We start from the raw sequence: 9,660 nt of genomic DNA, 5'->3' as shown, positions 1-9,660 counted from the left end.
GAGCTGGCCCGCGTCGCCGGCGGCGAGCTGCTTCGGCAGGCGCAGCCAGGCCACCGCGTCGACGCCGTCCTGCACCCATTCGAGCGCCTGCAGCGGCTGGCCGCCGGCCGCGGCGAGCAGCACGTCGGGTTGCGCCACCTTGTGCTCGGCGAGCCAGCGGGTGGCCAGCTCGGTGGGCGGCAACGCCAGCGGCAGCGCCTGGCAGCGGCTGCGGATGGTCGGCAGCAACGCATCGGGCGAGCCGCTGCTGAGGATGAAGCGCGCCTGCCCAGGCGGCTCTTCCAGCGTCTTCAGCAGCGTGTTGGCCGAGATGCCGTTCATGCGTTCCGCCGGGTGCAGCAGCACGACCTTGGCGCGCCCGCGCGCCGAGGTGGTCTGCGCGAAATTGACCGCGCCGCGGATTGCCTCGACCTTCAGTTCCTTGCTGGGCTTGGCCTTCGAGGCCTTGGCCTCGCTGTCGCCGCCCTCTTCCGCGGCGTCCCAGCCCAGCGCTTCGCGCAACGCCTCGGGCAGCAGCACCAGCAGGTCGGGGTGCGAGCGCGCCTGCACCAGGTGGCAGCTGGCGCATCGCCCGCAGGCCGGCCGAGATTGCCCGACCGGCGCGGCCTCGCACAGCCATGATTGCGCGAGCGTCAGCCCGAGCTCGAACTGGCCGATGCCCTGCGGCCCGTGGATCAGCAAGGCATGACCGCGCTGTGTGCGCAAGGCTTCATCGAGCGCCGCTGCCAGCCAGGGCAACGGCAGCTTTCCTTCGGGATCTACCACGGGTGCTGCTCCAGGGTGGCGAGAACCTGCTGCCAGACCTGCTCGCGCGGTGCGGCGGCCTCGATGCGAACGATGCGATGCGGCGCCGCCCGATGGCGCGCCTCGTAGCCGGCGCGYACGCGCTCGAAGAACGCGAGGTCCTGCTGCTCGAAACGATCCGGCGCGCGCACTGCGGCGCGGCGTTCGGCCGCCACCGCGGCGGGCAGGTCGAACCAGAAGGTCAGGTCGGGCTGCAGGTCGCGGTGCACCCAGCCTTCCAGCGTGGACAGCACACCGGCATCGAAGCCGCGGCCGCCGCCCTGGTAGGCGAAGCTCGCATCGGTGAAGCGGTCGCACAGCACGGTGCGGCCGGCGGCCAGCGCCGGCTCGATGACCTGCGCAAGGTGATCGCGGCGCGCACCGAACACCAGCAGCGCCTCGGTCAGCGGATCCATCGGCGAGTGCAGCAGCAGCTCGCGCAGTTGCTCGGCCAGTGGCGTGCCGCCCGGCTCGCGGGTCAGCACGACAGGCCGGCCGGCCTGTCGCAGGTGCTCGGCCAGCGCGTCGATGTGCGTGGATTTGCCGGCGCCGTCGATGCCTTCGAAGGTGATGAATCGTCCGCGCACGGGCACTGGGCTGCTACTTCTGGTATTGGTTGACCGCGCGATTATGCTCGGCCAGCGTCTCGCTGAACTGGCTGCTGCCGTCGCCGCGGGCCACGAAATACAAGGCCTTGGTGGCTTCGGGCCGCACCGCGGCGAGCAGCGAGGCGCGCCCCGGCATCGCGATCGGCGTCGGCGGCAGGCCGGTGCGCAGGTAGGTGTTGTACGGGCCGTCGGTGGTCAGGTCGCGCTTGCGCAGGTTGCCGTCGAAGCTCTCGCCGAGCCCGTAGATCACCGTCGGGTCGGTCTGCAGCGCCATGCCGATGCGCAGCCGGTTCGTGAACACGCCGGCCACGCGGCTGCGGTCGGCCGGCGTGCCGGTTTCCTTCTCGACGATCGACGCCAGCGTCAGCGCCTCGTCGGCATTGCGCAGCGGCGTGTTCGCGGCGCGCTCGGCCCAGGCCAGCTCCAGCTGGCGCTGCATCGCGCGCTGCGCCCGCTTCAGCACCGCGACATCGCTCGCGCCCTTGCTGTAGGCATAGGTGTCGGGATAGAAGCGGCCCTCCGGCGCCACGCCGGCCGCGCCGATCGCGGCCATCAGCTGCGCGTCGGTCATGCCGGTGGTGGTCTGCTTCAGGTTCTCGGCCTTCGCGAGTTCGGCGCGGAACTGGCGGAAGGTCCAGCCTTCGATCAGGCGCACCGTGGCCAGCACCTCGTCGCCGCGCACCATCTTGTCGAGCAGGCCGCGCGGCGTGATGCCGCGCACGATCGCATAGCTGCCGGCGCGGATCTTGCGCGCCTGGCCGGACCAGCGGAACCATTCATACAGCAGGACCGGCGGGGCCTGCACACCGGCCTGGGTCCAGGCGAATGCGACCTCGCGCGGCGAGGTGCCGGGCTCGATCGACACCTCGACCGCATMGGCATTCAGCGGCAGCGGCTGCTGCAGCCACCAATACACGCCACCGGCCGCAGCGCCGGCGACGAGGAGGGCCAGCACGAACACCAGCAAGAAGAGACGGCGCAGGAATTTCACGGCGGGAGGATCGGAAAAAGGTCCGGAGACCCCGGTCGGGACCCGATGACGGGCGCTGATGATAATCGGCACTTCTGCACGGCTTGTATCCAATGCGCACAACCCATCCCCTCGACGGCATCGCGACCCTGAACGACTGGGGCGTGATCCGCGCCCGCGGCGCCGACGCCGCCTCCTTCCTGCACGGCCAGTTGACCAGCGACGTCACGCAACTCGGCGCCGGCCGCGCCCGGCTGGCCGGCTACTGCTCGGCGAAGGGCCGGCTGCTCGCGAGCTTCGTGGTGTGGCAACCGGCCCCTGACGAGCTGCTGCTCGCCTGCAGCGCCGACCTGCTGGCGCCGACGCTGAAGCGCTTGTCGATGTTCGTGCTGCGCGCCCAGTGCAAGCTGAGCGATGCCTCGGCCGAGCTCGCGCTGCACGGCATCGCCGGCCCGTCGGCCCGGTCGTGGCTCGGCGCCGCCGCGCTGCCCGCGCCGTGGTTGCGCAGCGAACACGCCGGCGGCCACCTGGTGCGCCTGCCGGATGCCGATGGACACGAACGTTACCTGTGGGCCGCCGCCACCGGCACCGCGGCCCCTGCCCTCCCCACGCTGTCGCCCGACACCTGGCGCGAAGGCGAGATCGCGAGCGCGGTGCCGCGTATCGAGGCGGCCACGGTCGACCAGTTCGTGCCGCAGATGCTCAACTTCGAGCTGGTCGGCGGCGTCGACTTCAAGAAGGGCTGCTACCCCGGGCAGGAGATCGTCGCGCGCAGCCAGTACCGCGGCACCATCAAGCGCCGCAGCTTCCTGTTCGACTCCGCCGTGCCGGCGCGCGCCGGGCAGGAGATCTTCCACAGCGCGGATCCCGGCCAGCCGGCGGGGCTGGTCGTCAACGCCGCGGGGCAGCGCGTGCTGGCCGAGGTCAAACTCGCCGCGCTCGACGCCGGCAGCCTGCACCTGGGTGCCGCCGACGGGCCGGTGCTCACGCGCCAGCCGATGCCCTACGACGTCGACGTGGACGTGACGGCCTGATCGGCAAGGCCGCCCAGGGCATTCCAGGCACGACTTCACGGACCCGCATCGGCGGCGGCATCGTGCGCGAATTGTTCATCTACTATCGGGCGAAGGTCGAAGACGCGCAGGCGTTGTCGGCCGCGGTTCTCGCAGCGCAGGCAAAGGTGCAGTCGGCCTGTCCCGGGCTCCAGGCCCGGCTGCTGCGCCGACCCGACTCCCGCGACGAACACCACACCTGGATGGAAATCTACGCCCTCGCGCCCCACGGCATCGACGACACGCTCGCGCAGCAGATCGAAGCGCAGCTCGCTGCCGCGCTCGCGCCGTGGATCGTCGGCCCCCGCCACGCCGAGGGCTTCGTACCATGTGCCTCGTAGCGCTGGCGATCGACCAGTCGCGGCGCTTCCCGCTGGTCGTCGCGGCGAACCGCGACGAGTTCTTCAAGCGCCCGACCGCCCGCCTGGCCTGGTGGTCGCCCGGTGCCGGCCGACCCGACATCCTCGGCGGGCGCGACCTCGAAGCCGGCGGCACCTGGCTCGGCCTGACGGCCGCCGGGCGCCTCGCCTTCGTCACCAACGTGCGCGATCCGTCGCGCCAGGATCCGCAGGCGCCGTCGCGCGGCGACATCGTGCCGCGCTGGCTGGCGGGTGACCTGCAGACCGACCGCTTCTGGATGCGCACTGCGCTGGCCGGCCACAACGGCTTCAACCTGGTGGCGGCCGATTTCCAGCGCGGCGAATGCTTCTGGGCCTCGAACCACGAGGTGCATCCGGTGCGGCTCGAGCGCGGGTTGTTCGGCCTGTCGAACGGCCGGCTCGATGCCCCGTGGCCCAAGGTCGATCTGCTGAAGGCGCGCGTCGATGCGGCGCTGTCGACGAGCGACAGCGTCGACACGCTCAGCGCCCGGCTGTTCGAGGCGCTCGGCGACCGCACGCTGGCCGACGACGCGCTGCTGYCGTCGACCGGCGTGTCGCACGAGTGGGAGAAGCTGCTGTCGGCCGCGTTCATCCGCACGCCGGACGGCAGCTACGGCACCCGCTGCTCGACGCTCGTGATCACCGAGCGCGTCAACAAGCGGCTCGTCACGCACGTGCTCGAGCGCACCTACGGCGCCGCCGGCGGCATGGCGCTGCTGCGCCGCTCGACACTGAAGGACTGGCCGCCGCGCTACAGCGAGGAGCCGCCGGCCGAGGCCCCGGTCCAGGGCAGCGTCGACGAGGCGGAAGAGCCGTCGAGCGGCACCGAGGCCGCGCCCCGCAAGAGGCGGGTGCGCAGCCTGCTGAAGCCCGAGCGGCCGCGCCGCACGCGGACGGTCGGCGGCTGAGTGGCTGAGTGGCTGAGTGGCTGAGTGGCTGAGTGGCTGACTTAGAGGCTGCGGACCATCTCGACGTGCGGGATGTCCACTTCCTCGAACACCGGCCCGCGCGGCGCGAAGCCGGCCCGCGTGTAGAACGCCTCGGCCGAGGTCTGCGCATGCAGCACCGCCTCGCGGTAGCCCTGCTCGCGCGCCGCCCTCATCAGCGCATCGAGCACCGCGCGGCCGACGCCGCTGCCGCGCATCGCCTGCGTCACCGCCATGCGGCCGATCTTCGCGACGCCGGGCACGTGCTCCAGCAGCCGGCCGGTGGCGAGCGCCGCGCCGAAATGGTTGTACGCGACGGCGTGGATGCAGTCGGCATCGGCGTCGTCCCATTCGCGCTCCGGCGGGATCTTCTGCTCCTCGACGAACACCTCGGTGCGGATGCGCTGCGCATCGCGGCCGAGCTCCGACCAGGGGCCGACGCGCACCTCCACCATCGGCTTGCCGGCCTCGAAATCCTGCAGCAGCTCGCGCAGCTCCTGCGGCACCGGCTTCGAGCTGTGCGCGACCGGATCGGCGAACACGTAGACCAGCTCGGCACGGACCAGCAACTGGTCCTGGCGGAAAGCGGCCGCGCTGAACACCATCGACGAGGTGCCGATGCGCCCGCAGCGCACGCCGATGTCGAGCACGTCGTCGTAGCGCGCCGAGCCTTCGTACTCGAGCGTGGACTTGCGCACGAACAGGTCGCCGCCCAGGTAGTGCATCGTCGACGCGTACGGCATCGCGAGCGCGCGCCAGTAGCCGGCCACCGCAGTATCGAAGTACATCAGGTAGTGGCCGTTGAAGACGATCTGCTGCAGGTCGACCTCGGCCCAGCGCACGCGCAGCCGCTCGATGAATCGGAAATCGGTGCGTTTCATGACAGCAAGGCCTTCTTCAGTGCGGCGGCGATGGCGTCCTGCGCGGCGACGGCTTCATCGAGCTCGCGCGCCATCTTGATGAAATCGTGCGTGACGCCGCGGTACAGCTCCAGCTCGACGGCGACGCCGGCGGCGCGCAGCCGGTCGGCATAGGCCACGCCTTCGTCGACCAGCGGATCGCATTCGGCCAGCACCACGCAGGCCGGCGCGACGCCATCGAGGTCGGGTGCGTTCAGCGGGGCGAAGCGCCAGTCGCTGCGGTCCGCATGATCGATGTAGTGGCCGAAGAACCATTCGATGCCCTGGGCGTCGAGCAGGAAGCCTTCGCCGAACTCGCGATGCGACGGCGTGTCGGCGTACGCCGTCGTGCCGGGCGTGATCAGCACCTGCAGCGCGAGCGGCAAGCCGATGTCGCGCGCGTGGATCGCGCTGACGGCGACCAGCGTGCCGCCGGCGCTGTCGCCACCGACGGCCAGGCGGCGGGCATCGAGCCCCATCGTCTCGGCGCGCGCGGCCAGCCAGCCCAGCGCGGCCCAGGCGTCGTTCACCGCGGTCGGGAAGCGATGTTCCGGCGCGAGCCGGTAGTCGATCGCGACCACCGCGGTGCCGCTGCGCAGCGCGAGCTGGCGGCACAGGCTGTCGTGGGTTTCGAGGTTGCCGATCGTGAAGCCGCCGCCGTGCAGGTACATCATCAGCGGCAGCCGCTCGCTCGACGGTGCGTAGAGCCGGGCCCGCAACGGCGTGCCGTCGCTCGCCGGCAGCGTGAAATCCTCGACCCGCGCCAGCGGCGCGCGCGGTGGGTCGATGGTCTCGGCCGCCGCGGTGTAGACCTCGCGGGCCTGCGCGACCGGCATGGTGTGGAACGGAGGCCGCTTGGCGCGGCCGATGCGATACAGCAGGCTGCTCATCGCGGGGGTCAGGGGATGCGAGCTCACGGGGGGCGAGTGTGCCAGAGCATACTGGCCGATCCATCGCAACGCTCCGTTCCGCCATGGCCTTCATCTACTACCTCACGCAGATCCAGCTCGACTTCGGCGCGGTGAAGCTGCTGCCGGCCGAATGCGAGCGCATCGGCATCCGCAAGCCGCTGGTCGTCTCCGATGCCGGGGTGCGCGCGGCCGGTGTCCTCGATCAAGCCCTGGCCGCACTGGGCGCCCTGCCGCACGCGGTGTTCGACGGCACGCCGTTCAACCCGACCGAGGCGGCGGTGCGATCCGCGGTGCAGGTCTGGCGCGAGCACGGCTGCGACGGGCTGATCGCGGTCGGCGGCGGGTCGAGCATCGACCTGGCCAAGGGCGTCGCGATCGCCGCGACGCACGACGGCCCGATGAAGACCTACGCCACCATCGAAGGCGGCAGCACGAGGATCACCGACCGCGTCGCGCCGGTGATCGCCGTGCCGACCACGGCGGGCACCGGCAGCGAGGTCGCGCGCGGCGCGATCGTGATCGTCGACGACGGCCGCAAGCTCGGTTTCCACAACTGGAACCTGATGCCGCGCGCGGCCATCTGCGACCCGGCGCTGACGCTGGGCCTGCCGCCCTTGTTGACGGCCGCGACCGGCATGGACGCGATCGCGCATTGCCTGGAGACCTTCATGGCGCCGGCCGTGAATCCGCCGGCCGACGGCATCGCGCTCGACGGGCTGGAGCGCGGCTGGGGGCACATCGAGCGGGCCGTGCGCAACGGGCAGGACCGCGAGGCGCGCTGGAACATGATGAGCGCGAGCATGCAGGGTGCGATGGCGTTCCAGAAGGGATTGGGCTGCGTGCATTCGCTGAGCCACAGCCTGGGCGGCGTGAACCCGAAGCTGCACCACGGCACGCTGAACGCGATGTTCCTGCCGGCGGTGGTGCGCTTCAATGCCGGCGCCGAATCGATCGTGCGCGAGCGGCGGCTCGCGCGCATGGCGCATGCGATGGGCATCGGCCCGTGCGACTCGAAGGGCACCGAGGTGGCCGAGGCGATCCGCGAGATGAACGCGCGGCTCGGCCTGGCCCCGGGGCTGGCGGCCCTCGGCGTGACCGAGGACCTGTTCGAGCGCGTGATCGACGGCGCGATGGTCGACCACTGCCACAAGACGAACCCGCGCCTCGCGACGCGGGACGACTACCGCGAGATGCTCGCGGCGTCGATGTAGGTATCGCGCTTCAAGCCAGCCGCCGGTCGTAGAGCCAAGGCCGCAGCTTGGCCGCCCGGAGGCCCGCCGCATCGGGGTGCAGGGGATTGATCAGTACGTTGCAATCTTCCGGAACGATCACCGACGGCACGACCAGCAAGGCCGACGGCGCCGTGCGCAGCCAGGCATCGCCGATGTCGAGCGACACCTTGCCCTCCGGGATGGCACTCCAGCCCACCGGCAGTTCCGCTGCCGAGTACGCGTGACGGGCCGCCCACGCCGATGCCGGCACCTCGATGCGCACGAGGAAGCGGTTCAGCGGAAGGTCACTGGCATTCAGGTGCACCACCGTTTCCAGGCAGGCGAGTGAAGCGGTCGACGCCGCATAGACGAGCGGCCGGCCAGGCCGGTTCCAGCGGCCGCCGGTCTGCTCGGCGCCTTTGCCGCTCAGGTCGTGCGCCTCGTACTCGCGGGTGTCCGTGGCGATGCGCCACAGCACATGGGTCACGAATAGGCCCCGCTCTGCATCCGGGCGACCAGCTGGGAGACGAGCCACTGGCCTTCGGCGGTGTCCATCAGCTCGGCAGGGCGTTGCCCTCCCAGCGCCGACAGTGGCCGGTCCAGCCAGCCCGCCACCCAGGCTGCCGCGTCGAAGCCCGCCGCATCACCCGACTCATCGACCATCGCCTGCACCTGCCCCACCAGGCGGGCCATGCCCAGCACCTTCGATCCCTCATCGGGCGACAGCGGTTTGCGGTCGCGCGCCTTGCGGTCGATGGTGGCACGGGCCAGGCCGAGTGTGCCGATCAGCTTTTCCTTCGGCACCCCCATGCGCTTGGCGATGGCATCGACCACGCCGGCGGGCACCCCGCGCTTGACGATGCGCACCCGCTCCATCGCATCGGCCTGGAAGGCCTCGAGAAAGTCGGTCGTGACGAGCGCGGGCGGGGTCACCGGAAACGAGGCGCGAGCCGACGTGACCTTCACGGCCGGTCGACTCGCCGGCCGGGAGCGGGTTGAAGCGGTGCGCGTTTTTTCGACCATGACCCATCCTTTGAGCGGAAATTATCGCTCAAATGAGCGTTGTCATGGCCGCTTCTTCAGGCGTGTTCCTTCGTGTCGAAGAACTGCTCGTCTTCCGTGGAACCCTTCAAGGCCGCCGTCGACGCCTCGCGCTCGATCGTCGTCGTCACCGCATCGAAATACCCGGTGCCGACCTCGCGCTGGTGCTTCACCGCGGTGAAGCCCTTCTCGGCCGCGGCGAACTCGGCTTCCTGCAGCTCGACGAAGGCGCTCATGTTGTTGCGCGCATAGCCGTAGGCCAAGTTGAACATCGAGTAGTTCAGGCTGTGGAAGCCGGCCAGCGTGATGAACTGGAACTTGTAGCCCATCGCGCCGAGTTCGCGCTGGAACTTCGCGATCGTCGCGTCGTCCAGGTTCTTCTTCCAGTTGAAGCTCGGCGAGCAGTTGTAGGCCAACAGCTTGCCCGGGAACTTCCTGTGGATCGCATCGGCGAACGCCTTCGCGAACGCCAGGTCCGGCTTGCCGGTCTCGCACCAGATCATGTCGGCGTACTCGGCATAGGCCAGGCCGCGGCTGATGGATTGCTCCAGCCCGTTTCGGGTGCGGTAGAAGCCCTCGATGGTGCGCTCGCCGGTGGTGAACGGCTTGTCGTTGTCGTCGACGTCGCTCGTCACCAGGTCGGCCGCCTCGGCATCGGTGCGCGCCAGCAGCACGGTGGGCGTGCCCATCACGTCGGCCGCGAGGCGCGCCGCCACCAGCTTGGCCACCGCTTCGCGCGTCGGCACCAGCACCTTGCCGCCCATGTGGCCGCACTTCTTGACGGACGCGAGCTGGTCCTCGAAGTGCACGCCGGCGGCGCCCGCCTCGATCATCGACTTCATCAGCTCGAAGGCGTTCAGCACGCCGCCGAAGCCGGCT

Annotated in this window: 12 protein-coding genes; 4 read left to right on the top strand and 8 right to left on the bottom strand. The window is 70.6% G+C overall.

Going from position 1 to position 9,660, the window contains the following annotated elements; genetic code table 11:
* From holB to mltG, 3 genes are all read right to left on the bottom strand, one after another.
* A partial coding sequence (gene holB / locus AC1D1T_RS26215) for a DNA polymerase III subunit delta' (protein ID WP_477992786.1) occupies positions 1-765 on the bottom strand: 765 nt, incomplete at its 3' end.
* Positions 759-1,370, bottom strand: coding sequence for a dTMP kinase (gene tmk / locus AC1D1T_RS26210; protein WP_047512924.1), 612 nt, complete (start codon positions 1,368-1,370; stop codon positions 759-761). The genes tmk and holB, both read right to left, overlap by 7 nt.
* A gap of 13 nt (positions 1,371-1,383) precedes the next feature.
* Entirely contained in the window at positions 1,384-2,373 is a 990-nt protein-coding gene (mltG, locus tag AC1D1T_RS26205; protein WP_477992787.1) for an endolytic transglycosylase MltG, read from the bottom strand.
* A 101-nt stretch (positions 2,374-2,474) separates the two neighbouring features.
* Here mltG and ygfZ point away from each other — a divergent pair, with 101 nt between their 5' ends.
* From ygfZ to AC1D1T_RS26190, 3 genes are all read left to right on the top strand, one after another.
* A complete protein-coding gene (gene ygfZ, locus AC1D1T_RS26200) occupies positions 2,475-3,395 on the top strand; it encodes a CAF17-like 4Fe-4S cluster assembly/insertion protein YgfZ (protein ID WP_477840960.1) in 921 nt (306 codons plus the stop codon).
* Positions 3,396-3,457: 62 nt separating this feature from the next.
* Positions 3,458-3,754, top strand: a complete 297-nt coding sequence (locus AC1D1T_RS26195) for a DUF4936 family protein (RefSeq protein ID WP_477829191.1) — start codon at positions 3,458-3,460, stop codon at positions 3,752-3,754.
* Complete coding sequence (locus tag AC1D1T_RS26190; protein ID WP_477992785.1) at positions 3,742-4,701, top strand: NRDE family protein; 960 nt, start codon at positions 3,742-3,744, stop codon at positions 4,699-4,701. The genes AC1D1T_RS26195 and AC1D1T_RS26190 overlap by 13 nt, the downstream gene beginning before the upstream one ends.
* Before the next feature lie 41 nt (positions 4,702-4,742).
* Here the strand turns inward: AC1D1T_RS26190 and AC1D1T_RS26185 are convergent, their stop codons facing one another.
* Complete coding sequence (locus tag AC1D1T_RS26185) at positions 4,743-5,600, bottom strand: YbgC/FadM family acyl-CoA thioesterase (RefSeq protein WP_477826817.1); 858 nt, start codon at positions 5,598-5,600, stop codon at positions 4,743-4,745.
* Positions 5,597-6,508 carry an alpha/beta hydrolase gene (locus tag AC1D1T_RS26180; RefSeq protein WP_477826821.1) on the bottom strand — a complete coding sequence of 304 codons (912 nt, stop codon included), beginning with the start codon at positions 6,506-6,508 and terminating at the stop codon, positions 5,597-5,599. Before AC1D1T_RS26180 ends, AC1D1T_RS26185 begins: the two co-directional genes overlap by 4 nt.
* 83 nt (positions 6,509-6,591) lie before the next feature.
* On the opposite strand from AC1D1T_RS26180, the gene AC1D1T_RS26175 reads away from it, so the two are divergent.
* Positions 6,592-7,740, top strand: coding sequence for an iron-containing alcohol dehydrogenase (locus AC1D1T_RS26175; RefSeq protein WP_477826818.1), 1,149 nt, complete (start codon positions 6,592-6,594; stop codon positions 7,738-7,740).
* A 10-nt stretch (positions 7,741-7,750) separates the two neighbouring features.
* Here the strand turns inward: AC1D1T_RS26175 and AC1D1T_RS26170 are convergent, their stop codons facing one another.
* The 3 genes from AC1D1T_RS26170 to AC1D1T_RS26160 all read right to left on the bottom strand — a co-directional run.
* Complete coding sequence (locus AC1D1T_RS26170) at positions 7,751-8,227, bottom strand: RES family NAD+ phosphorylase (RefSeq protein ID WP_477826819.1); 477 nt, start codon at positions 8,225-8,227, stop codon at positions 7,751-7,753.
* Complete coding sequence (locus tag AC1D1T_RS26165; protein ID WP_082004751.1) at positions 8,224-8,763, bottom strand: Xre family toxin-antitoxin system antitoxin; 540 nt, start codon at positions 8,761-8,763, stop codon at positions 8,224-8,226. The genes AC1D1T_RS26170 and AC1D1T_RS26165 overlap by 4 nt, the downstream gene beginning before the upstream one ends.
* Before the next feature lie 56 nt (positions 8,764-8,819).
* Positions 8,820-9,660: isocitrate lyase/phosphoenolpyruvate mutase family protein (locus tag AC1D1T_RS26160; protein WP_477992784.1), on the bottom strand; the 841-nt coding region annotated here is incomplete at its 5' end.

This window comes from Rhizobacter sp. P2_H3, from assembly GCF_056403355.1.
The sequence above is the reverse complement of the archived record's forward strand: the minus strand, read 5'-3'. Positions and strand labels throughout refer to the sequence as shown.